Annotated in this window: 26 protein-coding genes; 16 read left to right on the top strand and 10 right to left on the bottom strand. The window is 41.7% G+C overall.

Annotated features, from left to right (window positions below; genetic code table 11):
• Nucleotides 1–54 precede the first annotated feature (54 nt).
• The 12 genes from ACXJY6_RS06360 (at nt 55) to ACXJY6_RS06305 (ending at nt 12,720) form a co-directional block, all read left to right on the top strand.
• On the top strand, nt 55–1,074 hold the full coding sequence (locus ACXJY6_RS06360; protein ID WP_458767747.1) for an exostosin domain-containing protein: 1,020 nt from the start codon (nt 55–57) through the stop codon (nt 1,072–1,074).
• 560 nt (nt 1,075–1,634) lie between these two features.
• The gene (locus tag ACXJY6_RS06355) at nt 1,635–2,366 is read left to right on the top strand and encodes a FadR/GntR family transcriptional regulator (RefSeq protein ID WP_456049351.1); all 732 of its coding nucleotides are present in this window, start codon (nt 1,635–1,637) and stop codon (nt 2,364–2,366) included.
• 6 nt (nt 2,367–2,372) lie between these two features.
• The gene (locus ACXJY6_RS06350; protein WP_456049350.1) at nt 2,373–3,461 is read left to right on the top strand and encodes an ABC transporter ATP-binding protein; all 1,089 of its coding nucleotides are present in this window, start codon (nt 2,373–2,375) and stop codon (nt 3,459–3,461) included.
• Between the two features lie 112 nt (nt 3,462–3,573).
• A complete protein-coding gene (locus ACXJY6_RS06345; protein ID WP_458767746.1) occupies nt 3,574–4,908 on the top strand; it encodes an extracellular solute-binding protein in 1,335 nt (444 codons plus the stop codon).
• 87 nt (nt 4,909–4,995) lie between these two features.
• Complete coding sequence (locus ACXJY6_RS06340) at nt 4,996–5,916, top strand: carbohydrate ABC transporter permease (RefSeq protein ID WP_458767745.1); 921 nt, start codon at nt 4,996–4,998, stop codon at nt 5,914–5,916.
• Nucleotides 5,913–6,788, top strand: a complete 876-nt coding sequence (locus ACXJY6_RS06335; protein WP_458767744.1) for a carbohydrate ABC transporter permease — start codon at nt 5,913–5,915, stop codon at nt 6,786–6,788. The genes ACXJY6_RS06340 and ACXJY6_RS06335 overlap by 4 nt, the downstream gene beginning before the upstream one ends.
• 33 nt (nt 6,789–6,821) lie before the next feature.
• On the top strand, nt 6,822–7,952 hold the full coding sequence (locus tag ACXJY6_RS06330; protein WP_456049346.1) for a lactonase family protein: 1,131 nt from the start codon (nt 6,822–6,824) through the stop codon (nt 7,950–7,952).
• 131 nt (nt 7,953–8,083) lie between these two features.
• Nucleotides 8,084–8,776, top strand: a complete 693-nt coding sequence (locus ACXJY6_RS06325) for an L-ribulose-5-phosphate 4-epimerase (protein ID WP_456049345.1) — start codon at nt 8,084–8,086, stop codon at nt 8,774–8,776.
• 2 nt (nt 8,777–8,778) lie between these two features.
• Nucleotides 8,779–9,597 carry a Cof-type HAD-IIB family hydrolase gene (locus ACXJY6_RS06320; RefSeq protein ID WP_456049344.1) on the top strand — a complete coding sequence of 273 codons (819 nt, stop codon included), beginning with the start codon at nt 8,779–8,781 and terminating at the stop codon, nt 9,595–9,597.
• A gap of 64 nt (nt 9,598–9,661) precedes the next feature.
• On the top strand, nt 9,662–11,155 hold the full coding sequence (locus ACXJY6_RS06315) for an FGGY-family carbohydrate kinase (RefSeq protein WP_458767743.1): 1,494 nt from the start codon (nt 9,662–9,664) through the stop codon (nt 11,153–11,155).
• Nucleotides 11,148–11,795 carry a 3-keto-L-gulonate-6-phosphate decarboxylase UlaD gene (locus ACXJY6_RS06310; protein ID WP_458767742.1) on the top strand — a complete coding sequence of 216 codons (648 nt, stop codon included), beginning with the start codon at nt 11,148–11,150 and terminating at the stop codon, nt 11,793–11,795. Before ACXJY6_RS06315 ends, ACXJY6_RS06310 begins: the two co-directional genes overlap by 8 nt.
• A 55-nt stretch (nt 11,796–11,850) precedes the next feature.
• Nucleotides 11,851–12,720: an L-ribulose-5-phosphate 3-epimerase gene (locus ACXJY6_RS06305; protein WP_456049341.1), complete on the top strand. Its 870-nt coding sequence runs from the start codon at nt 11,851–11,853 to the stop codon at nt 12,718–12,720.
• A gap of 177 nt (nt 12,721–12,897) precedes the next feature.
• Here ACXJY6_RS06305 and ACXJY6_RS06300 read toward each other — a convergent pair whose 3' ends face one another.
• The 9 genes from ACXJY6_RS06300 to ACXJY6_RS06260 form a co-directional block, all read right to left on the bottom strand.
• Nucleotides 12,898–13,710 carry a hypothetical protein gene (locus tag ACXJY6_RS06300; protein WP_458767741.1) on the bottom strand — a complete coding sequence of 271 codons (813 nt, stop codon included), beginning with the start codon at nt 13,708–13,710 and terminating at the stop codon, nt 12,898–12,900.
• 443 nt (nt 13,711–14,153) lie between these two features.
• Nucleotides 14,154–14,483: a zinc ribbon domain-containing protein YjdM gene (locus tag ACXJY6_RS06295; RefSeq protein ID WP_458767740.1), complete on the bottom strand. Its 330-nt coding sequence runs from the start codon at nt 14,481–14,483 to the stop codon at nt 14,154–14,156.
• A gap of 260 nt (nt 14,484–14,743) precedes the next feature.
• The gene (gene folE2 / locus ACXJY6_RS06290; protein WP_458767739.1) at nt 14,744–15,649 is read right to left on the bottom strand and encodes a GTP cyclohydrolase FolE2; all 906 of its coding nucleotides are present in this window, start codon (nt 15,647–15,649) and stop codon (nt 14,744–14,746) included.
• Between the two features lie 121 nt (nt 15,650–15,770).
• Entirely contained in the window at nt 15,771–16,196 is a 426-nt protein-coding gene (gene hisI / locus ACXJY6_RS06285; RefSeq protein ID WP_458767738.1) for a phosphoribosyl-AMP cyclohydrolase, read from the bottom strand.
• Between the two features lie 264 nt (nt 16,197–16,460).
• A complete protein-coding gene (locus ACXJY6_RS06280) occupies nt 16,461–16,958 on the bottom strand; it encodes a DUF2867 domain-containing protein (RefSeq protein WP_458767737.1) in 498 nt (165 codons plus the stop codon).
• Nucleotides 16,959–17,043: 85 nt separating this feature from the next.
• Nucleotides 17,044–17,781, bottom strand: coding sequence for a platelet-activating factor acetylhydrolase IB subunit (locus tag ACXJY6_RS06275; RefSeq protein ID WP_458767736.1), 738 nt, complete (start codon nt 17,779–17,781; stop codon nt 17,044–17,046).
• A gap of 145 nt (nt 17,782–17,926) precedes the next feature.
• Complete coding sequence (locus ACXJY6_RS06270) at nt 17,927–18,442, bottom strand: hypothetical protein (RefSeq protein ID WP_458767735.1); 516 nt, start codon at nt 18,440–18,442, stop codon at nt 17,927–17,929.
• Between the two features lie 84 nt (nt 18,443–18,526).
• Nucleotides 18,527–19,393 (bottom strand): PhzF family phenazine biosynthesis protein, encoded by an 867-nt coding sequence (locus ACXJY6_RS06265; RefSeq protein ID WP_458767734.1) that lies wholly within the window; start codon nt 19,391–19,393, stop codon nt 18,527–18,529.
• A gap of 98 nt (nt 19,394–19,491) precedes the next feature.
• Complete coding sequence (locus ACXJY6_RS06260) at nt 19,492–19,848, bottom strand: hypothetical protein (protein ID WP_456049332.1); 357 nt, start codon at nt 19,846–19,848, stop codon at nt 19,492–19,494.
• 289 nt (nt 19,849–20,137) lie between these two features.
• Here ACXJY6_RS06260 and ACXJY6_RS06255 point away from each other — a divergent pair, with 289 nt between their 5' ends.
• From ACXJY6_RS06255 to ACXJY6_RS06245, 3 genes are all read left to right on the top strand, one after another.
• Complete coding sequence (locus ACXJY6_RS06255; RefSeq protein ID WP_456049331.1) at nt 20,138–21,274, top strand: ABC transporter substrate-binding protein; 1,137 nt, start codon at nt 20,138–20,140, stop codon at nt 21,272–21,274.
• A 163-nt stretch (nt 21,275–21,437) separates the two neighbouring features.
• Nucleotides 21,438–22,559 (top strand): FecCD family ABC transporter permease, encoded by a 1,122-nt coding sequence (locus ACXJY6_RS06250; protein WP_458767733.1) that lies wholly within the window; start codon nt 21,438–21,440, stop codon nt 22,557–22,559.
• Nucleotides 22,556–23,353 carry an ABC transporter ATP-binding protein gene (locus tag ACXJY6_RS06245; protein WP_458767732.1) on the top strand — a complete coding sequence of 266 codons (798 nt, stop codon included), beginning with the start codon at nt 22,556–22,558 and terminating at the stop codon, nt 23,351–23,353. The genes ACXJY6_RS06250 and ACXJY6_RS06245 overlap by 4 nt, the downstream gene beginning before the upstream one ends.
• Before the next feature lie 128 nt (nt 23,354–23,481).
• Here ACXJY6_RS06245 and ACXJY6_RS06240 read toward each other — a convergent pair whose 3' ends face one another.
• Nucleotides 23,482–24,012, bottom strand: coding sequence for an NADPH-dependent FMN reductase (locus tag ACXJY6_RS06240; RefSeq protein ID WP_458767731.1), 531 nt, complete (start codon nt 24,010–24,012; stop codon nt 23,482–23,484).
• A gap of 177 nt (nt 24,013–24,189) precedes the next feature.
• Between ACXJY6_RS06240 and ACXJY6_RS06235 the strand changes: the two genes are divergently transcribed.
• A partial coding sequence (locus ACXJY6_RS06235; protein ID WP_458767730.1) for an agmatine deiminase family protein occupies nt 24,190–24,713 on the top strand: 524 nt, incomplete at its 3' end.

Genomic DNA, 24,713 nt, shown 5'->3' with positions numbered 1-24,713 from the left:
AAATAGACGATCCTATTTCATAACTAACTGTTTTCTATATATAGGCCATGTTAAATGTCAGCGAGTAATACCAATCGATATATATTCCTTAGAGAAAATCATGAAGGTACTCCTCTTGAATTTGATCCTCAAGAATCAGGATGTTTAGCTTCATATCATTTAAGTTATATTGAAGATGTGCTTCGCGAATTTGACAACCAGTTACCTGATCAAGGTTTTATCATTTATATAACAATGTGGAACATAGACCAGTTACCTGAGTATGGCGACAATGTTATTGCTATTGTATTACTCGACGAATTTAATAGAGAGCTACGATATCGTTCTAAAGTTAAAGCGATATATCGTACCTGTGGATTTAAACCCACGGTGTGGAACAATTTGCAACATGGCAGCATAAATGAAAAACTTGCCAATGTTTTAGCGTATGGTCGAGATTTATATCGCGATGGTTTGGGTGGCCGCATTCGAACAACTATATTGAAAGCTGTCGGAACTAAATTTGCGCCAATTTATGCAATTCCTCTAGGTTACTTCGCTGATCAACCTGCAGAATTTATTCCCTTTAATCAAAGAGAATACCTTCTTTCTTTTGCTGGAAGTGTGCAACATCGCGTCAATAAACCGATATTTCCTAGCCCTAAAGAGCAGACTCGAAACAGAATGCTTGAAGCGCTCTCAGTTTTAAAAGATAACAATCCCGATTTACCGATTAATTTGAGACAGACCAGCAACTTCAAATCCAGTATTGCGAGCACCTTTAATTATTCACAAGAGATGATGAGCTCCCAATTTTGTCTAGTCCCTAGAGGAACGACTCTCGAAACCTACCGTTTTTATGAAGCTATTCGTTTCGGGTGTATTCCAATTATGGAAGTAGTTCCTGATGTAGAATTTTACGAAGACGCACCAATTGTAAAGTTAGAGCATTGGAGTGATCTCGAAGAAACCATTTTATCTTTACTCGCTCAACCTGACGTCCTCGATAAAATGCATACCGACGCTTTAGAATGGTGGCGAGATAAATGTGATAGTAAAATCATTGCCGATAGAATGGTTAAACAGTTAAGTTAGTAGACTTCTAAATCTAACAATAGCAAATACAATCCCGTCATCTACCACAGATTGCGGGATTTTTTCATTTCCTCTAACAACCATTAATCTTGGGTATAATTCAAAGCTAAACATTGACCAGCCCCAACAGCACGATCTGCTATAAAATAGACGTCGGTATAGCCCATATCTCACAAGAGATGTATCAACTTTAGCATCTTCTAGATCTTCGAATTTCCCAAATCTAATCCGTGCACTCTTTCCAGTTCTTTCCATTCAGTCCAAATATCCATCTTAGTTAAGATAACCACATTTGGTATTATATGCGTACCAGTGTTAGGTTAAATATTATTGATAAAAGTTACAGAATAAGAGTGTGATGGATCATATTGTGTATAAAATTACCTCTTATCAGCTTGTTTTAGATCATTATTTGTGTTCGAATCAATAAATCCACCAAATACTGGTTAATTTAACGCCGTGAAATAGGCTAAAAATTTAACATTAAGATACTAACTGGTACGGTAACAATACCAATATAATAAGACAAATTAATACGGCGATAGGAAGCAAATAGGGTTATGTCAAATAGCACTAAATATTCAGCAGATTACAAAGCAGATGTTCGTAAACGTACGCTTAAATCTCAAATAGCCGATAAGCTCGGAGCAATGATTTCATCAAGAATGATTGCCGAAGGTGAAGCTCTACCATCTGAACGAGACTTAGCCAAGTCTTATGATGTCAGCCGCGAAACCGTTCGCGGAGCATTACAGATTTTAATTGAACATGGGTTTATAAAAGTATCACAGGGTAATCGCAGTGTTGTTGTAGAAGGGGCAGCGAAACGAATTGAATCCAGCAGTGCGTTAAGCGATATCCAAAATTACGATGCGATCACTGTTGCCGAGACCCGAAAAGTCGTTGAGTCCGCCATACTACGCTCTGCGGCTATCAACATAAATGCAGAAGATTTAGAAAAGCTAGAGTCGATGCTTGAATATCAAGAATCTGTTATCGATGACCCTGTCGCTTTTCAGATTTCAGATAACGAGTTTCATACGCTTATTTATCAATCATGCCGCAACCCACTTTTAACGAAAATGGCATTAGATGTTTATTCATATGCATTGGAGTACAGAACTGCAGCATTACTAGAGGAAACGTCTACCGTACGAAGTCTTCGTGAACATCACCAACTTTTTAGATCATTGAAAAATCACGACCCGGATGCTGCTGAACGAGCCATTATGGCTCATGTAGACAGTATCTTTAAATCTACACTTATCATGCAGAACAAGGATAGTGAGTAACTGAATATGCCTGTAATTACATTTAATAAATTAAACAAAAAATATCAGAGTACCGAAGTTATCCATGACATCGATCTTGTGATGGAAGACAACGAATTCACCGTTTTCGTCGGGCCTTCTGGCTGTGGTAAATCAACAACGCTGCGAATGGTTGCTGGTTTAGAAACAGTGTCAGATGGTTCCATTACAATGGATGGAAAAGATATTTCTCATCTTGAACCTATCGATCGAAATATTTCAATGGTATTTCAGGATTACGCTCTGTACCCGCATATGAATGTTGCAAAAAACATGTCTTTTGCGCTGCGCTTAGCGAAATTCCCAAAGCAAGAGATAGAAAAACGCGTTTCGGAAGCAGCAAATATGCTGGGCTTAACCGAATATCTGCATCGTAAACCTGCGGAGCTCTCCGGAGGTCAGCGTCAACGTGTTGCAATGGGCCGTGCTCTGGTACGAGATTCCTCTACTCTTCTTATGGACGAACCTTTATCCAACTTAGATGCCAAGCTCCGTGGTCAGATGCGTGCAGAATTGGCGATGATGAGCAAGAAAATTAAGAAGAACATTATTTATGTCACCCACGACCAGATTGAAGCGATGACCCTAGCCGATCGGATTGTTGTGATGAAGGATGGATATATTCAGCAGCACGGCAAACCAAAAGAGTTGTTCGAAAAACCAGCCAATAAATTTGTTGCCGGTTTTATGGGCATGCCACCGATGAACTTTATAGACATGACGGTAAGCAAAAAAGACGGCAAATTATTCGCTGCTTTTGAAGAATTCGAATTTGAATTACCGAATTTAGAACATCAAGCAGATTTGCCCGAATCTGGCGAAGTCGTTATTGGTATTCGTCCATCAGCGCTTAAGCCAATCAACAGCGACGAATCTCACAACATTTTAAAATTTAAAATTAACGTTAACGAATACGTTGGAACTCAGTCAGTTTTAATTTCTGAAATCCAAGGTAATCGCGTTATGGCCGAAGTGGACTCGTTCCATGAGTACAGCCTGGGCGATACCGTTAGTTTTAAAGTTGAACCGGAAGATATTTACGTGTTCGACAAAACAACAGAAAAAGCAATTTACTAAATTTTTAGGTTAACAACTTAAAAACAAGTAAGACAAGTAACACTCGATATAACGTGATTTCAAGTTAGGAACTTAAAACAACAATTCATACAGTTAGTTCTTGGAGATGAAGATGAATATTAAAAAGATTTTTAACAAAGCGATACTCGCGACGGCCACCGCTGCAGTCGCGACGATGGCTTCAGCCAACCCCTACGATGCATATAAAGACACGACCCTTGTTGTGAATTTTCCAGCACACCCACATTACAATGCCGTAATGAAAGTGCTTCCTGAATTCACCAAGGAAACGGGCATAGAAGTAGAAGTAGACCAACTTCAATACCTTCGCATGCGCGAAAAACAAACATTGGAATTAACCAAACGTGAAGGCGATTACGACCTAATTGCTTACGTTGTATTCTCGAAAGCCGATTACGTTTATGCCGATCAGCTTGAAAACCTAGCTCGCTATTTCATGAACCCACGTTTGGCTGATCCAAACTACGACGCAGAAGATTTGGTCGACGGCTATGTTGCAAACATCGGTGTTGTCGGTGGTAAAAAAGGTTACCTAGACGGTCCAACAGGTTCGGTATACGGTCTTCCATTCGGTTCTGAGACATCGATACTAGGTTACCGCAAAGACATCTTTGAAAAGCATAATCTTGAAGTACCAAAAACATACGACGAATTGTTAGCACTTGCGTGTGAAATTCCGAAGTTAGAACCTGGAATGGGCGGCTTAGCATCTCGTGCTGCATCGGGTCACCATGCATCGCATGCTTTCCTATTACACCTTGCACCACTTGGCGGTCGCATCTTCGACGACCAATGGAATCCAATTGTGAACAATGCTGAAGGTGTTAAAGCCGCTGAAGCATTGAAAACAATCGTTGAATGTGGCGCTGAAGGTTCGAAAACATTTGGTTTTGCAGAAGCTGGCACCTCATTCTTACAAGGCCAATCGGCAATGTTCCTAGATTCAACCGTTTTTGCTGGCCAAGTTGACGATCCAACAAAGTCTAAGATTGTTGGTAAAGTTGGTTGGGCACCACATCCAATGGGTGTACGTAAAGGCTCACAAACAGGTGGTTTCGGTATCGGTATTCCTAAGAACGCTGAGAATAAAGAAGCAGCCTTCTTGTTAATGCAATGGCTAACCTCTAAGAAAGCGGACAAGTTAATTGCCCTTGCTGGCGGTAACCCATCACGTTACTCAACGCACGAAGATGCAGATGTAAACAAAAAGTTCCCACACATGAAAACCTTTGGTCTTGCGCTTAAAGATGCGGACCCAGATTGGCGTCCTATTATCCCTGTCTGGGGCAAAATCAACGCAGACTTAGGTACAACACTATCGAAAGTTTTAACAGAAGATCTTGATATCCAAACAGCACTTGACGGCGTTGCTGAACGTTCGAAGAAAGTGATGGAAGATGCAGGTTACTACTCTTGGAGTGAGTAAGCTCTGTTGATGATCGGTCTCGCGGCATCGTCTTAGCACGATGTGCGCGAGGCACCTCCAAATTTCAGTACCCTGTAGGGAATTACTATGAAATCCACGAACTTGAATCGTTTGACGCCTTATATGTTTTTGGCGCCTGCGGGAGTCATCTTGTTGCTTGGGCTACTGTACCCGATTGGCTACATGATTTACGCAAGTTTTCTAGACTGGAACCCGAGCCAATTAATTGGTGAAGCAGATTGGGTTGGCTTTAGAAATTATATTAATTTATTCCAAGATGCAGCATTCCACGAATCTCTCGGTGTTACCGTTAAGTTTGCCGTTATTGTTGTGACTTTAGAGATGCTCATCGGTGTCGGACTGGCACTGTTACTGGATCGTGAAGTTCGAGGCATGTCCCTATTACGGACGATCTTCATTCTACCAATGATGATTGCACCAATAGTCGTTGGTTTAATGTGGCGTTATATGTATCACCCAACCATAGGGATATTTAACCGCACCTTAAACTCACTTGGTTTTGAATCGATTCCATGGTTGTCCGACTCGGGATGGGCGCTGACTTCAATTATCATTGCAGATGTTTGGCAATGGACGCCGTTCATTTTTATTTTATCTCTTGCGGCATTGCAGTCACTCCCTAAATCGACATTAGAAGCAGCACGTATTGATGGCGCATCGACGTGGCACCAAATTTTATACATCAAGTTGCCATTAATGCTTCCAGTTTTAATCGTGACCTTACTACTTCGAATGATCGATGCGTTTAAAGTTCTTGAAGTTATTTTGGTTATGACCAACGGTGGCCCAGGTCTTTCAACCGAAATTATGGCATTGCGAATCTCTCGAACCGCTTCTGAGTTCAGAGAGCTAGGAATGGCAGCAGCCATGTCCAACATGCTATTGCTTTTATTGTTAGGACTCACTCTGGCGATGTTCCTTTATACAAAAATCAACGAAACTCGTGCTGAAAAAGCGAAAGTTGTGAATAAGGAGGATGACGAATGAGTGCTAATAAAGGTGATAAAAAACCAAATCCAGCATTTTATGCCTTACTGGTTGCACTGGCGATTATGGCTCTAGGTCCAATCATGCTCATGGTAACAACGTCGTTAAAATTGAACGTCGATATTATGAGTGATACTAGTAGCTTTCTTTTTTCACCAACTCTAAAAAACTATGAAACCGTATTATGTGATGTTTTGTGGTATGAACCCGATCATGTTGACTATTGTAGTCCAACCTTCTCTCGTTCATTAGGCAACTCATTACTTATCGCGTTGATATCAACAGGGATTACTTTAACGCTTGGCTGTATGGCGGCTTATGCACTTGTACGTTTCAAGTTTATGGGTCGTAGCGCGGTATCATTAACTACCATGATGATGCGTATGGTTCCACCCGCTGTATTACTTGTTCCAGTATTTGGTATTTGGACATTTAACTACGGGCTAGATGGTACCTTCAGCGGCATTATTCTGGTCTACGTCGCCATGAACCTGCCCTTTGTGATATGGATTTTACAGAGTTTTATTGTGCAGGTACCAATCCAATTAGAAGAGGCCGCGAAAGTCGACGGTGCTCGACCAATGCAAATTTTCTTCCTAGTCGTTTTGCCCATTATTAAGCCGGGCTTAGCTGCAGCAGCAATCTTTACGTTCCGCATTGCATGGAATGAATTCTTGTTGGCGAACGCGTTGCTAGACCGTGGAACCAGAACGGTGCCAGTGACCATCGTAAACTCGTTAACTGAATACGACATCGATTGGGGTGTGATCATGGCTACGGGGATGTTGCTTGCTGTTCCACCGATTATTTTCACATTTGTTGCCTCAAAACAAATTATTACAGGCATGACCGCCGGTGCTGTTAAAGGCTAAATTTTTATTTAACATTATATATTGGGTACGAAAATGAACTTAGAAAAAGACTACAAACTACTTATTGGTACATACAGTGACATCGACGCATTAGCGCACCAACCATACTCACCAGTACCAGGTGAAGGTATCTACTCAACGACTCTTACCAAAGATGGCAAGCTAGTGATCGAATCGTCGACAAAAGCGTTGAACCCAGCGGTATTAATTCCAGGTACAAATAGCAAATATATGTACGCTATTTTGGAAACCATTCGTGAAAACGGTTCAATCATTCAATATGAAGTACAGAATGACGGCTCGTTAAAAGAGGTCGCGGATTTTCAAGCTAATGGTAAATCAACATGCTACCTATCGTTCTCGCCAAACAAAGATGCAGCGATTGTCATCAACTATTGGGATGCAATCATCGATGTCGTTGATGTTGACGAAAATGGCCGCTTAGGAGAAGTCATTCAAAGCTTCAAACAGTTCTACCGTCCAGAAACTGAATGGCGTCAAGTTGAGAACCGGGAAGATCACTGGGGTAACCGTCAAGTTGGCCCACATGCTCACTGTGCGCATTTTTGGCACGACTGGGTTTTCATTCCTGACCTGGGTGAAAATGCAGTATTCCAATACCGTTGGGACGCAGAAAAACGAAATCTTACAAGAGAAACGTGGATTGAGTTCGAAGCTGGCTCTGGTCCTCGTCACATGGCAATGCACCCTAGACTAGATATATGCTACGTTTCTAACGAACTATTCAACACAGTTTGTGTCGCAAAACTCGACAACAGCGATGCAAGCGAAGTTAAACCTCGTTTGATTCCGATTCAATACCAACCAACACTAGAGAACAACGATCAGATCAGCTATGTATCTGAAATTAAATTATCTCCTGATGCAAAATTCTTATATGTATCAAACCGTGGCGATAACTCAATTGCCGTGTTCAAAGTATTGGATGATGGGACGTTAGATCGTATCGACATTACCCCAACCAACGGAAAATTCCCACGTCACTTTGCTATCTCTCCTTGTGGCAAAGCAGTCATCGTTTCTAACCAAGATACAGGTAACGTGTTGGTTTACTCTCGTGATATCGAAACCGGCATTATTACCAAGACTGACGAAGAAATTGAAGTACCTGCACCTAACTACATTCGCTTCCTAGAAGTGTAGTGTCATATAGCTTTTGGATAACCTAATTCGTTCTGTTTTAGGTTATTCCAAAGAAAATAGTTAGAAGAAAGAAAATCGATAACAAACCTGAAGTGCCCCACTTGAATAAACAAAATATAGAGAGACATTGTATGTATACCGATCTAAAAAAACGTGTATTAAAAGCGAATTTACAGTTACCGGAATACGGTCTCGTGACGTTCACCTGGGGTAATGTTTCTGAAATTGATCGAGAAAATGGTGTGATTGCAATTAAACCATCAGGCGTTTCGTACGATGCGATGACTGAAGATGACATTGTCATAGTCGATCTAGATGGCAATACAGTGGAAGGCAAGCTCAACCCCTCTAGCGATACCGCAACTCATCTTGTTTTGTATAAAGCTTTCGAAAATATTGGAGGCATTGTGCATACCCACTCTCGTCATGCCACAGTATGGGCACAAGCGGGTTTAGATGTACCAGCATTAGGGACCACCCACGCAGATTATTTCTATGGCGATATTCCCTGCACTCGCCAACTTACTCCAGCAGAAATTGACGTCGACTACGAATTAAATACTGGCCATGTCATTGTCGAGGAGTTTGCAAAACGTAAGATTGATCCTGTTGCACTTCCTAGCGCTATTATTTCAGGTCATGCTCCATTTTCATGGGGAAAGGATGCATTTGACGCCGTTCATAACGCGGTCGTACTAGAAGAAGTTTCAGCCATGGCGATCGCTACACGAGCTCTGAACGCAAACATCCGCATTCAAGAAGAATTACTCGATAAACATTACAACCGCAAACACGGTTCAAACGCCTATTATGGTCAAAAATAATCATGACTAAATATAAAGTACTCGCCCTCGATTTAGATGGCACCGTTCTAAATTCCGATCGCCAGATCAGTGAGCCGCTGCGACAAACCATTCAGACATTGAAAGATCGCGTGCACATTGTTTTGGTCACAGGACGTCACCATACCGCCGCAAAGCCATACCACTATGAACTTGGCTTAGACACGCCGGCTATTTGTTGTAACGGTACCTATGTTTACGATTATGCGAAGCAAGCCATATTGACGCAAAACGCCATTCCTGTTGACAAAGCACGTGAGTTTTTAGCGTTAGCCCAATCCTATAATTTTAAATTAGTGATGTACGTAAAAGACGCCATGCTCTACTCCAAGGCGCAACCAATTCATTATATGGAAGCATTAAAAGCATGGTCTGAAAAATTTGACGGTGAATTACGTCCCGACATTCGTAAAGTAGAGAGCTTTGAAGACGAGCTAAACAAAACCGATTACATATGGAAATACGTCGTCGAAGGGAACGATCTCGCAGGCTTCTCCTCAGAAGATTTAATTAAAAATGACTTTTCTGGTGAACGTTCTTGGGTTGACCGTATTGATTTTGCCATGTGTGGTAACACCAAAGGCAACGCTTTGAGCACTTATATTGAAACGCAGGGCTATCATCCCGATCAAGTCGTGGCCGTTGGTGATAATCACAACGATATCTCCATGATTAAACTTTCTGGGCTCGGAGTTGCAATGGGCAATGCCGATGACACCGTGAAACAATCCGCTCAAAAAGTACTTCAAGCGGGTCATGACGACGCCAATGCACTATCCGATTTTTTGAATTCAATTTTTTAATAATATCCAAAATAGATAACATTTTGCAGGGGTATACCCTGCGTGACCCCAAGGTGATACAGACATGAATTATTTCATAGGTTTAGATTCTGGCGGCACGTTTATGAAAGCGGGCTTATTTGATAGCAACGGCAAACAAATCGCCCTCGCACGGGTGTCGGCCAGCGTGGTCACTGAACAAGAAGGTTGGGTTGAACGCGATCTAGACGCACTCTGGGATAACGCTTGCGATGTGATAAAACAGTTATTTACCTTAACCGATGTAACGCCAGCACAAGTGAAGGGCGTAAGTATTTCTGCACAAGGGAAAGGGGTTTATTTACTCGACAAACAGGGTAATAACTTACGCAATGGTATTTTATCATCCGACGGCCGCTCACTGCCAATCGTTAAAGAGTGGCATCAACAGGACTACCCAGCAAAAATTTACCCGTTAACGTTACAAACCTTATGGACTGGTCACCCTGTTTCCATTATGCGTTGGCTAAAAGAGAATGAACCCGAAAATTACGCGAATGTTGGTTCAGTGATGATGGCTCACGATTACCTGCGTTATCGCTTAACCGGAGCCGTACACGGTGAGCTCACCAATATGTCGGAAAGCAATTTCTTTAATGCCAACACAGGTTCATACGATAAAGCATTGCTGGAGCTGTTTGGCATTGAAGAATTGTGGGATGCTTTGCCACCGATCTTAAATGCCGATGAACTTGCCGGCGGCATTACTGCGAAAGCCGCAGAGCTGACGGGCTTAGCGAAAGATACACCTGTCTTCGGTGGTTTGTTTGACGTGGTCGCAACCGCTGTCTGTTCCGGTATTGATGCTGAGCAGCCAAAACTTAACTATGTGATGGGCACATGGTCAGTCACCTCAGGCATATCAAAAGACATAACCAAGATGGATCACAATTTTGTCTACGGTCATTACGCTGTGAAAGACCAATACATTGTGCATGAAGCCAGCCCAACTTCGGCCAGTAACTATGAATGGTTCGCTGATTACCTTAGTGACAATGGCGAGCTCGATCATGACACGATTGCGAACGAAGTCGCGAGTGTTTCCGATGATAGCCACGACTTGTTTTTTGTCCCATTCTTATATGGCTCAAACATGGGGCTAGGCATTAAATCTGGCTTTTATGGTTTAAACTCCCACCACAAACGAGGCGATTTGGTAAAAGCTATTTGGGAAGGCATTTTATTTTGCCATAACGTGCACTTACAACGCATGCGGCTACGTTTCCCTGAGGCGGATATTCTTCGCGTCACTGGCGGCCCCACAGCTTCTTCACAATGGATGCAAATGCTCGCCGATTTGACCGGTATGACCTTAGAGATACCGAACATTGAAGAAACTGGCTCGTTAGGTGCAGCCGCCATGGCAATGGTTGGAACCGGAGAACACACAGATTTGAACAGCGCTCTAACCGCATTTGACAGCGGAACACGCTGTATTGAACCGAACTCAGAAAAATTTGATCAGTACCAAACCAAATACGCACGCTACCTAAAACTGGTGTCGTTGTTTAAAGAATTCGAGGAAAGCAAAGATGACTAAACCCCTACTACAAATTGCACTGGACACTCCCGATCTAGACACCGCTCTGGCTACCGCAAAAAAAGTCAGTGGGTTTGTCGATGTTATTGAAGCGGGCACCATTTTGGCTTTTGGCGCAGGTGTACAATCGGTTAGAGAATTACGCCAACGCTACCCAGATCACACCATCGTGTGTGATATGAAGATTACTGATGCTAGCGCTATTTTGACTCGCATTGCACTTGAAGCCGGAGCCGATTGGGTCACCGTCAGCGCCGCCGCGCATTTAGAAACCATTCGCGCAGCTAAGAAGGTAGCCGATGAACTGGGCGGTGAAGTGCAAATTGAATTATACGGCCATTGGACAATGGACGATGCGCAAAGCTGGATTGATATGGGCATAACACAAGCCATTTATCACCGCTCGCGCGATGCAGAACTCGCAGGTGTAACATGGACTGATGCGGATTTAGAAAAGATGCATGCACTTTCGGGCATTGGTATCGAACTCTCTGTTACGGGTGGAATCGTACCAGCCGACTTACATTTGTTTAAAGAGATCAATGTGAAGTCCTTTATTGCTGGCCGAGCACTCGCCGCTGATAATGGCGAAGATGTTGCCACAGAGTTTCACCAAGCCATTGCTCAAAACTTCTCATGAGTTTACCGTGCTGAATACACCGTTAATGAATCGACACTATTTGTAAGGAACCATCATGTTTAGCAGCCAAAACAAATTTCGCTTAGGCCTGTATGAAAAAGCGATGCCAACCACATTGTCATGGGAAGAACGTTTCACCAAGGCAAAAGAAGCTGGCTTTGACTTTGTCGAAATTTCTGTGGATGAAACCGATGAACGTCGTGCCCGTTTAGACTGGAGCGATGCAGAAATCTACGAACTGCGCCGCCTCAGCGAAAAACTCGAAATGCCATTGCAATCCATGTGTTTAAGCGCTCATCGAAAATTTCCATTTGGGTCTATGGACGACGCTATTCGTAACGAGTCGTTATTAATTATGGAAAAAGCCATAGCCTTAGCTTACAAGCTGGGTATTCGTTGTATTCAAATGGCTGGCTACGATGTGTACTACGAAGAACAATCCGAGCAAACTCATCTTCGTTTTATCGATGGCATGAAGCAGGCTGTTAAAATGGCCGAACGTGCAGGTATCATGTTAGGTGTTGAAATAATGGATACGCCTTACTTGAATTCACTGGGTAAATTTGAAGTACTTAAACGTGAAATTCCATCACCATACTTTATGGCCTATCCGGATGTTGGCAACATTTCTGGCTGGAATTACGACGTCTGCACCGAATTGAAACTTGGGCAAGACCATATTGTACAAATACACTTAAAAGATACGTTACGTGTATCCGGCACATGTAAAGGTCAGTTCCGAGATCTCGTCATCGGTGAAGGCCAGGTTGACTTTCACGCCATCTTTACCACATTAAAAGAAATAGATTACGCCGCGCCTCTGGTGATTGAAATGTGGGCGCAAAATGATCAGTGGTTTGAAGATGTGATCGCCGCAAAAGCCAAATTAAAAGAGATTGCTAATAGCGTGGGCTTTGCACTCTAATTTCATATGACAACTTAGATCGCTAATGATTGCGGATCGTTAATGATCGCGTGAGAATCACTTAGAATTAGACAGCTGATGTTGGGATGGTTGATCTCGGGGAGATTGGAACGCGTAGCAAGATAACGTTGAGTCGTTGAGTCGTTGAGCGTAGAAGTTAACACTATATTCTACGTTCTACGACACATTTAACTTTCTGCTCTGTTCCATTTGAAGAGGTGTGTCCAGCTCTCTCAGCTGCGTTTGTAGCGCTCTAACATCTGACAAAGATTGGCAATTTCTAAGCGCAATTGCATTAAAATCTTCCACCTTTTCACTCAGCAATAGCGTATTGCGAATCAAACCCGCTTTAGACCAGACGTGCTTACACGTGGCTTCAGAGAGCTTAAGACTTAACGTCGAACCGGTGAGCTGTGGCGTCGATTGATCTATCGCGAATGCCATATCATTAACAGTGTTGTAGTGCATAAAGCGATGATGCATTTTATCTGAACCTAGGTATTTTCTAACATAGGTCAGTTCATGCCCATACTCATAGGTGAAACGTAGCTTATCAATAAATGATAGTGCTAAATCACTGCTGTCTAACCCAAGAGACGCAAGAATGCATTTACTCCCCTGGTTACACATTTCCAACGCTTCAGTACGCTCTATCTGAGTCGCGGAGCACACAAGAGCGATCAACAGTGGTTGTTTGATCAATAGTGCCAATGCGGTATCAGAGTTGGCTGCTAACCAAAGCATATAAAATTGATATTCACTAAAATCGTAGGTGTTTTGAAGCGCCTCAAGCGGGATTTGTCTCATCCACTCGTTACTGCTCGAAATTCCGAATGAATCAAACCCAACACCGAGATTTCCTTCAAGCTCTTCCATTTCGCCATCATGATATACGCGGTAAGTTGTTAAACCTTTATTCCACGGTAATATCTCGATATTAAAATCAAAGCCAAACTGAGATGTTTCAATTATTAAGTTATTTTTATGCATACCAGAAAATATATAATTTCGACAGACATATACATATTAGTCTAAGTTTGGGATTATGGAAACAAATTTATAACAAAGAAGGACATAGCGAAAGATCCACTTCCTAAAATAGCCGTTTTAATATATTTAATTTCGACCATTTATATATTTTTATGATCCTAAAGGATCTAATTTAAATATATGATCAAAGTTGCGCAATAATAGTTTATGCGCCTTTAAAATAATAACCCCATCAGGACTTTGGGAGGTAAAAACAACTATATTGGCATAGAAAAAGCGATCATAAATGATCAACAACATTAGAAATAAAAATAACAACTAATCAATAAAATCATACAGTTAGAACACAATTAGGTATAACAAATATAATAAATCGGATCAACTCCTGCCTAGACGCCACGTTAATGTCCTGCGTAAATGCATCGTATTGATCTTAAATAAGTTTAGGCTTTCTTGACGCATTTAGCGGTCACCATCATGTCACCGACACCATCCACTTTGCAGTCAATCTGATGATCTTTGCCCTCATTAATGCGTCTGATCACTGCTTTGGTACCAATTTTTAAAACAAGTGAGCTACCTTTTACCTTAAGATCTTTAACCATAATGATCTTGTCACCTTCTACCAACGACGTTCCGTTTGCATCTTTAATGCTCCGATCTTCGTCGACTTCTGAAGGGTTCCATTCATAGGCGCATTCTGGGCAAATGAGATTATTTTGATCTTGGTAAACGTACTCAGATTGACAATTTGGACAAGGAGGAAAAGGCATATGTGACCACTTACAAGTAAAAATCTATTAGTTTATGGTAATACCTTACACTCACTCAATCGAGCAAATAATAGGATTTATCGTTATCTTAGCCTGAAATGTTATCAGTAGAACATCGGTGAAATCGACACTTTGCCAATCATCAACGGAAAGTGTTTAGGCAACCCGTATGGTTACACATCAAAACTGCTCAATGATGATAACCTACATAGAGTTATCCTAAACCGATCGATTCCTATTTAAATAGCCTAGTCACAGCCCTAGCGCCCAAACTTTTGATCAACAACCACAGCATTATGTGCGTGTAAGCTTTCTTGATGCTCAATTTTGAATGAATAATCTTTCACGATATTCATTTGCTCTAAATGCTTTTTCAAACGCCTCGCTGCATCTTCACAAAACATTAAATTCTCGGCGTTTAACCTCGCAAATTCCTGTTCATCACTTCGCTTCACCGCAGTCTGTACTGGTGTCCCAATGGTGTCTTCCATTTGAACAATCAGTTCGCGTAAATCAGGCCATTCACAGCCGCTCATCGACAGACAAATATAAGCATAAGAACGCTGACTATGTGGCGTAGCCACCGACCCCTGTAGCGATTGCGCCCATTTTAGTAAATCGGCCTTATTGATCATGGCATCAGGAAACGTGGTCTCTATCGCTTCCGCATAGAGCTGCCGAGTCAATGAGGCAGAACATGGGCAAGTACTAGAGTACGGAATCGTCAACTCAAATTCATACTCATACCCTCGGGGACTTTTTTCAGCACGCACAACAATGGGATAAGACTGAAAACCACTTTCACCACTGAGCAAAGCGGGCTTTTTTAAAATTAAATCAAAACCAAACTCCACCTTCGCCGCCTGACTAATACCTTGTTGTGACGTAACCAAATCATCCAACAAAGTATCAATCGTCGTCCTATCAAAAGTGACATCATCCAGTCGATTCATCGCAAGATGCATACGGGACATATGGATCCCCTTAGACTCAGCAGCATCAAGACTTACAAAGACGTTCGCTTTAGCAGCAACTTGCATTAACACACCATTGGATTGCTTTAGCAAAAATGGAACGGCAATATCTTCCATACCCACCCACTGTAATGTATATGGGGTATCGTTATGGATATCGGATGTGACATCCGGTAGAACACGCTTTAACAAAATTTACTCCTGAAACTCACGGTTGAAAACAAGGCGTAACGTTGGCCTTCAATTCTTAGACTTGCTTCGATGACTTTGCCATCATTCACACAGTGAAAGTGCTGCTTAATCAATACATGGGTCATACTGCTTGCGCATCCCCTTTAATCACGATCTGCTGCGCCTTAATATCGACATCGAGATAGAAGCAGTCTTTTCTGCCCGTGTGACAAGCTGCACCCGACTGATTAACCAAACACAGCACCACATCACCATCACAATCAAAGGCCATGGATACCATCGCTTGCGTATGCCCACTGGTTTCCCCCTTGATCCACAATTGATTACGGCTGCGAGACCAATACGTCATACGCTGGGTCGACAAAGTCATATTCAGCGCTTCTTTATTCATCCAAGCAAACATCAACACATCTTTGGTTTTCGCATCTTGAGTGATCACAGGGATTAAGCCTGCTTCGTTAAAAAACAAATTATCAAGCACAGTATTGATGGGGAGATGATCTCCGTCAGAGTAGCCTTCAATTGAATGAAAAAAATTCCTAAACATATCGATTCATTTCCTTACTGGTTGTTCCTGTCGTTTAACGCTGGTGATTATGTACTGTGCTTGCTGAAGCAACGACGAAGAAGTATATAAGGGAAAAATCAATATTGATACGTTATAACATAACAATTAAGGAATTTTATGATTCTCACTTCCTTAGGCAAGGAATTGATATAAAAGAACATGAATAAATCTAATAGGATGATGAATAGATAGCATGAAGGCGCATTTTCAAGGCGAAAAAAAGCGGCAACATCACCTTTGATATTAAGCCGGATCTAAACCTTTTAGAGTACTTGGCACGATGATTTTATGAAACGGAGTAACGAAGAACATATAGACTTTACCAAACAGGTTGTGCACATGAACCACGGTGCTTGCGTGAATGATAGCGGTATCGCCTTCAGGTTCAACGAAAAAAGAAACTCGGACATTTAGGTGTTTGTCACAGTCTTCGAGTACGACTTCATTATCTGTGACACTGACCAAGGTAAAAATACCGACTCGCTCACCCACGGCATAGTCTGAACCTAACTTGTCTCCAGATACATCTTGTAGACCGCCCAAATTTTTCAAACCGAGCTTCGATACTATCGAGTTTCTCATCGACATAAGAACAGCCACCCAATCCGGTGTTTGCGTTGTTATTTCAAGAAATACGTCAATCGCAGTTTGATTGTTATATTTTATTCTCTTTGAGAAACTATCACTGAAATACGAACCAATTGAGTACTCATTCAATAATGACTTCTTTGGTATAGACATACGCTCTCCTTCAAAAGGTATACCCCCTCGCGCGAGGAAAATACGGGTTGGCAAAAACAGTCGCACTCAAAGGGAAAAACACCACTTAGTTCATCAACCTGTTAATGGTTGGTGCCATTGCCTCGGCCCACCGTTGATAGCCTTCGCTATTTGGGTGAAGTAAGTCAGGCATGAGTTTTTGATTTAATATTTGCTTATCGTCGATAAATATTTCATTGATGTTCAAAAAATAAACACTCTTATTATCGTCGAGTGAACGTATCAGTTGATTAATTTCTTGGTTTCTCAAGCGCATCTCATCGTTTGGAGAATGATTTCTCGGGAAAATACCCAGTAATAATATTTTAGACATTGGAAGTCGTGTACGCAGTTCCGATACAATGGCCGATATACCTTTAGCGGTATCTTCTGCGGGATCCATTCTCTGCCCTGTATTATTTGTGCCTATCATGAGTACCGTTAGTTTAGGGCTCATATTATCGACTGCGCCGTTCTGTAGACGCCAAAGAACTTGTTCGGTTTTATCTCCACTAAAACCTAAGTTAAAGGCGTTTTTGTCTTGGTAATATTGTTGCCAAACAGCTGAACCGGCCATCTCCCAACGATGGGTAATTGAATCCCCCAACATTAATAAATCTATTTCTGCATTTTTAGCTTGCTTAATCTTTGCATTATGCCTTTTTTCCCACCAATCTTTATCCCAAGCAACCCTTGGGCTGTCCGGTTTAACATTAGGAACGTTGTCATCCAAATTATTTGTGGCGGAACAAGACAAAGAAAAAGCCAATATAGGTATCAATAAAAATATTTTCATATTAATCATAAAGCTAAACTCCGGCGGCTAAGGGGATGATTACGAGCGAACTTCGAATCAAACGGATTAATAAAGCGGGTTAATATATATGGTGAAATGAAAAAATGCTAACGAATCATTTTTCCGGAGTAGCAACGTGTTACGCCCATATTTTCTAATCTAGGCCATTAATATGATTAATGTAGATTGCAGCATCTCGAATATCGAAGATGAAAGAGAAAATAATGAATCCCGTTATTAGTCCCGCCCAAATACGAAACCCTGTTGATTCGTTTACGTCAAAATAGGGCCGTTTAAGCAACAGTAATATTAATGCTGGCGACCAACAAACAAGGTGCATAATCGCGATACCGCCTCCCAAAAATGGTAGATCAAGAGCTGAATATATTGAGTGGCCGGTTGTCATAGAAATTACGAATCCACCCACCACCCATCGAGCCAAGTGGTGTTGCCGAACGAAGAAGATCCCCGCAACAAATGTACCGAGCAAAAAGATCAGCCATACCTTCACCCACATTGGCGTAAAAGCAAGAGCTTCTGCTCCGAATATGTCCAATGCTTCATGGCCAATAACATACTCTCGTTCTACGCCAAAAGCGGCACTTGAGAGGAGCAGAAGAAAAACGGAAGTAGCGATATTTTTTAAAACTGAAAACTTAATCAAACTCATCTTTTAACTCTTAGTTTACCGCCTTTTGGAATAGGCACAACAAGGCTGTCGGATTGCTGACTGCCCTACATCGATTTTTATGTGTTATACGGGAATGACCACTGTACCAAGACCAGTTGCAAAGCCACCCACTTTTACATTTATTACCATTGAATCATGAGACTCCACTGATGCTGTAATCATTGAAGTGCAATTCATAGCCCTTCCCTGTTCAAAAACATACTCATGGCCTAAAGCGAGATGCTCTGTAAGATAACAAGCTAATGCTCCACTAGAGCTACCTGTCGCAGATTCTTCTGATATACCAAACAATGGCGCAAAGTTACGACAGCTTGCTGTAAGATTACGTTCAGGGTCACAAAGTTCAAAAACATGAAAACCAACAACGTTATGTTTTTTGCAGAAGTCGGCGATAAGATCATCATCTGGCTCTATGGAATCTAAATACCCGTTAGGAACAGGAATAATCACATCAGCTAGCCCAGTTGAAATCACTTCAATAGGTAACGCCGTGCTTGCTAGTATGTGACTTTCAATACCAATAACGTTTGCAATCTCTTGGTATGTAAAACTATCTAATTTTTGAGGTAATTGCTGGTCCATTACGACCTTACCATTAGACTCGATTGTAACTGGCAGCATTCCAGCTTTCGTTCGTTGAACATACGAGCCTGCGGCAAGAATACCCTTTTGGTACATCGTAGAAAAAGTCGCTAGCGTCGCATGACCACAAAAGTCAACTTCTCCAGTTATCGTAAAGAAAGACACCTCATAATCAGCGACGTCATCACTGGAAACAAACGCCGTTTCTGAATGCTCTACCGCTTGTGCAATTTTTAATTTTTGATCATCAGATAGTTGGTCAGCATTCAAGACAATACCTGCGGGATTTCCGCCTTTTCCGTTTTCAGTAAATGCATTTACCAAAGCGACTTCGATATTCAACAACAACTTTTTCTCCGTAGAACGCCTAACATCACCCAACCGATAAACACGCAGTGGTTTTTGGTCTTCAGCCAGTGAAATGGATACCTTCAATTTTTTTAAATTTATCTCGTCATTTCTTCCAACGTATCGCCATCCACGAGATGAACATTCGTGGTGTAATACGCTAGGCTATATTCGATATCTAGTGAAAAATAGACACTTTGTTTAAGGTGCCGTTTTATCGACTCTTCTAGCTCTCGACTTAACGTTAGCGTGAACTCTTCATCTCTATGAGGTTTAGTGAGCAGCGATATTGTAATGAGAATGTGGGAATATTTATATTCCGAGCAAGGATAAGCTCTAGATTTACATACCCCGGCACTGGAATCTTTTTTATTAATAATTTTTTCAATGACATCAAACACTTCTTTCGTGTCTATATCCAAGTTGTCAGAATATTTAATTTCTACATGTGGCATACGAATGAACTCCTGAGTGCATATTTCCATGATCAGCTTTAAAACAAGTTAACGAAACTCAAAACTGGCGATCAGAATGGCAAAACTTAACATACTTTTCATCGGACTAGATACCTATAAAAACTCGTTGAAATTACTTGATATTGGGAGTCATACCAATCCCCCTATGATGGTTAGATATCTAAGTCCCAAAAAAACCAACATAAATGATTATGATTCTCATTTCTATTTACAAGATAGCATTGCCTCTGTAAACTCCTTTCCAAATTACCTATCTAGGAAAGAGAAGATGAATTTGAATCGTTCATTTATAACAAAGTTAGTTGCGCCTATTTTCTTATCTGTTGCTTTTAGTGCTTCAGCGGACGTCATTCAAGTGACGGATATCGCAGGTCGTAAAGTAAGCCTAGACCCAGAAAAAATTGACAACATCGTCTTGGGTGAAGGCCGTTTAACCTACTCGTTGGCATTATTAGACAAAGAGAATCCATTAGAGAGAGTGGTTGGTTGGAAAGACGATTTAATCCAATATGACCCTGATGCGTATCGTAAATATTTAAAAGCTTTTCCTCAGATCGCTAACATTGCAAATTTGGGAAGTCCTTACACTGGCGACTACAGCTTAGAAAAGATCATCACACTTGATACTGATTTATTTATTCTTAACTTGGGTAATTTATTAAAAGCACAAGAAAGCGGCTTGTTAACAAAACTTGAAAAAGCAGGCATTAAAGTCGTCTTTGTCGACTTCCGTCAAAGACCTACTCAAAACACGGTTCCAAGCTTATTAATGCTCGGTAAAGTTCTAAACCGGGAAAAAGAAGCCAATGAATTCATCGATTACTATGTGGAACAAATGCGTGTTGTAAGCTCAGTTGTATTAGCGAAACAACCAGAAGAGCGCCCTATCGTTTTCATTGAACGGGCGGCGGGCTACAACCCTGATAAATGTTGCAGTACATTTGGCGCTGCAAATCTAGGTCGCTTGGTTGATGAAGCGGGCGGTATCAACTGGGGAAGCCGCAAGATTTCTGGTTTTAGCGGATCGGTAAACCCTGAGGTTATCTTCAGCGACAAACTGGATTACATCATTGGCACAGGCGCGAACTGGGCAGAAGCGAACCCAAATACTCAAGCAGTATTACTCGGTTACGAAGCAACATCTGAACTCGCTCAAGAACGTCTACAAGCACTTGCTGATCGTAAAGGCTGGCCAGAGCTAGAAGCCGTTAAATCTAAGCATTTCTATTCTATGTACCACCAGTTTTATAACAGCCCATACCATTTCATTGCGTTGCAAACATTTGCAAAATGGTTTTACCCAGAAGACTTTAAAGACCTTGATACAACGGCCAACTTCATTGAATTGCACGACCGTTTTCTTCCTATCGACTTCAGCGGTGTGTTTTGGCACAAACTTAAATAGTTCGTTTATATGACTCAATAGGTTTTCTTTTCTCTGCTGCTTATCGGTATTAGAAAGAAAACCTTTTAGGAGTATTTAAGTGAATCAAGCTTCTTAAATCCTCTTTTTACTCAAGATTAAGTGCCCTCTTAATGTTTACTCTTTTTATAGTTAGGTTGGTTTTATGACCAGTAATACCCAAGATTTGAAAGAATTACACGCCACAACCGATACCGATATCGCACCGTATGTATTGAAGAAGCAAAATGACCTCATTCATGGCTTTGTCGCCAGTGAAGCGAAAAAGGTTCAAATGCTAGTATTGGTCGTTGCTTTATTAGTGGCGAGCCTGATTATTGATGTCAGTATTGGCCCAGGTAATTTTTCACTATCTACCGTTCTTGATGTTCTGTTAGACCGTTCATCTCACGGGGTTAAACTTGACGTCATTATTTGGGATTACCGTCTTCCTATCGCCGTGACCGCCGTGATTGTGGGTGCTATGTTAGGGATTTCGGGGGCTCTCATGCAGACCTTGCTAAACAATCCCCTCGCCGAGCCTTTTACGCTGGGCGTCTCTTCTGCGGCGAGCTTTGGCGCGGCATTAGCCATTGTCGCAGGTGTGGGTTTCGCGGCCAATATTGGTTCCTTTTTAGTCACGCTAAATGCCTTTGTTTTCGCACTCGGAACATGCGGATTGCTCTTGCTACTCATGCGTTTAAAAGGTGTTGGCACTCAAACCATCATATTGTTTGGCATAGCGATCTTCTTTGCGTTTAATGCGATGCTGGCGATGATGCAATACGGCGCATCTGAAACACAGTTACAGCGCATCGTCTTTTGGATGTTGGGCTCTTTAAATCGTGCCAGTTGGTTACAGATCTTTTGGGGATCCGCTTTATTATGTGCCGTAATGCCATTTTGTATGATGCGAACATGGCAATTAACGGCTTTACGATTAGGTGAAGAAAGCGCCCTCAGTATGGGGATCGATATTGCTCGATTACGCGTTGAAATCCTGATTTGCATTTCATTATTGGCGGCGACCGCAGTGGCGTTTGTCGGAACAATTGGTTTTGTCGGGCTTGTTGGGCCACATATTGCACGATTGTTGGTCGGTGAAAACCAGCGTTACTTTATTCCTCTTTCTGCTTTACTTGGCGCACTGATGTTAAGTGTTACTTCCATTGTCAGCAAATCCATTACTCCAGGTATCATTTACCCAATCGGTATCATCACCGCGTTAATTGGTGTCCCTGTGTTCTTAACCATTATTTTAAAACACTCCAAGGAGCAATCGATATGAGTTTATCCGTTTCTAATTTAAGCGTCGGTTATGACGCTCATAGCGTGCTCAAAAGCTTAAATATCTCACCGTTAGAAAAAGGCTGTTTTACCGCTTTATTAGGGGCTAATGCTGCCGGAAAATCGACCTTATTTAAATCGATCGCTGGCTTAATTAAAACGCAGTCTGGCGAAGTATTCTTGGACGGAAAAGAGCTTAAAACCTATTCAAAAATACAACGCGCCCGCGACGTGATCTATTTGCCGCAGTCGTTTTATAGCAGTTTGGCGTTATCGGTATTTGAGTCGGTGTTGGTGTCGTTTAAACAAAACTCTGGCTGGCGAGTAAAACCCGATGATATAAAACAAGTCGCTCAGGTTTTAAGCTTGCTCAATATCGAACATCTGGCTAAGAAAAACATCAGCGAACTCAGTGGTGGTCAAAAACAGCTCGTGGCGTTAGCGCGTATCTTAGTGGTAAACCCGAAAGTCATTTTACTGGATGAACCGACAAGCGCATTGGATTTGCACCACCAACTGTCCATTTTAACGGTGATCAAGAAACTGACCATAGAGAGAAACTTCATAACCATCGCAGCACTGCATGATGTGAATTTAGCCGCCAAATTTTGCGACCAAATTATGCTGCTGAATAAAGGCGTGATACAAACTCAAGGTGACGCCCTCGACGTTTTAGCCATGCCAGAACTTGGAGAAGCCTATAAGGTGAAAACAACGTTAGAACATGGGAGCAAGGGTCAGCTTTATCTGGATGCCGAATTATTACGAGAAGAGACGCAGCGTGTCATGGCATAACTTCACTTGGGCTTAACATAAAGCTCCGTAATTTCGCCGAACTTACCTCTCGCATAAATAGTCGAGCACTCAACCATAACTCCGCACTAAAAAGGGGGAAGAGAAGGTTTTAATAGAGAGTCTATGTGTTATGTTTTTACAACTTCACTGTAAAAACGTGCCAGACCGTTGTTCAACACAGAATGGCACTCGCTATCTTTGTCAATATCCCCGTCAACTAAATCGGTGCCTAATAATGGAACTGAAACATAAGCGCTCTCAATGATAATTCCTGACATTGTCGTTAATACTTCTTTTAAAGACTCTATTGCATGGATAGCGCGTGGCGAAGTATTGATTAACATAATCGGAATATCAGAGAACTCATAGCTACTGACTAACCAATCTAATGCATTTTTCATTGGCGCACTAATGCCATGAGCATATTCTGGGCTGGAAATAATTATTCCCGCTGATAATTTAAGTTGAGATTTAATGTCATCGAGTGCAGGAATTGCTTCACACTCCAAATCAGGATTAAACAAAGGTAACTGGCTAATATCACCAATTACAATATCAATATGATCTGGGGAGGTCTTTACTAATGATTTTAAAGCTGCTGAATTATAGGAATCTTTTCGAAGGCTCCCTGATAATGCGAAAAACTTAACTCTTTTCATTGAACACCATTACCATGAGAAAAACATAGATACCATGAATCCTTACTAAGAAGGAATTAGGCCGAAATTATTGCATTCTACTTGATGTGGGGAGTCATACCAACGCCGTATTCAGAAGCTTGTTAACACTAGATGACCAATTAAAGAACGGAGTAAACGAAAACCGAGGAGCATGACGTGAGCAACTTGATAGAATCATTCCCAGCAAGTGATAATTTTCGCATGCCAGGAGAGAACGAAGCACACAGCGAAATATGGATGGCATGGCCAACTCGAAGCGACAACTGGCGCTTAAATGGGAAACCTGCTCAGAAAGCATTTGTAGAGACTGCAATTGCGATAGCAAAAGCGACTCCAGTCATTATGCTTGTTCCACATGATCAATTGACCAACGCACGTGCCCAGTTACCTTCTCTAATCACAATTATTGAAATGGAATACAATGATAGCTGGATGAGAGACATTGGTGCGACCTACGTAGTCAGTGAAAATGGCGAGCGTCGAGGCATTAGTTGGGAATTTAACGCATGGGGAGGACTCGTTGACGGACTATATTTCCCATGGGATTTCGATAATGCTGTGGCCGGAAAGATGTTAGAGATAACTAAAGATGATCTCTACCAGGCACCTCTTGTTTTAGAAGGTGGCTCTATTCATTGTGATGGAAATGGTACCGTTTATACGACAGAAGAATGCCTATT

The sequence above is a fragment of the Vibrio phycocola genome, from assembly GCF_054404255.1.
The sequence above is the reverse complement of the archived record's forward strand: the minus strand, read 5'-3'. Positions and strand labels throughout refer to the sequence as shown.